Source organism: Exiguobacterium aurantiacum, assembly GCF_001766415.1.
Lineage (GTDB): Bacteria > Bacillota > Bacilli > Exiguobacteriales > Exiguobacteriaceae > Exiguobacterium > Exiguobacterium aurantiacum_A.
In genome coordinates this window covers 1-512 of the sequence record NZ_MKXO01000054.1, presented here as the reverse complement: position 1 = coordinate 512, position 512 = coordinate 1, and the positions used below count along the sequence as shown (strand labels likewise).

The 512-nt window shown below is 44.1% G+C and carries 1 protein-coding gene; it reads left to right on the top strand.

The window, feature by feature from the left end; genetic code table 11:
* Positions 1–460, top strand: a 460-nt coding sequence (locus BJU60_RS14920; protein ID WP_302050631.1) for a solute carrier family 23 protein, incomplete at its 5' end; no start/stop codon positions are given.
* Positions 461–512 lie beyond the last annotated feature (52 nt).

The following is a 512-nucleotide window of genomic DNA, read 5'->3' as shown; positions in this document are numbered from 1 at the left end:
TCCATACACAGCCTACTCGCAAAACGTTGGATTGATCCAGTTAACAGGAGTCAAGAAAAACCAAGTCATTGTCGTCACAGGGGCATTGCTCATGTTATTTGGTCTTTTTCCTAAGATCGCTGCCTTTACGACGATTATTCCAAAGTCAGTCCTTGGCGGTGCAATGGTTGCCATGTTTGGCATGGTCATTGCATACGGTATTAAAATGCTCTCGCGCGTGGACTTTGCAAAGCAGGAGAACTTGCTGATCGTCGCTTGCTCCGTGGGAATCGGCTTAGGAGTTACTGTCGTACCGCAAATGTTTGAGCATCTGCCAGATTCGATTAAATTATTAACAAGTAACGGCATTGTGGCCGGAAGCTTTACCGCTATTTTGCTTCATATTATTTATCACATGATTCCTTTTAAAAAAGAAGCCGGGCATGACCTGGTAGAAGAACCTAAGCAATCTGTTATGTAAACCCCTCTCTTGGAGAGGCGGTTCAGATTATGGACAAAGAGCTAAAATGACC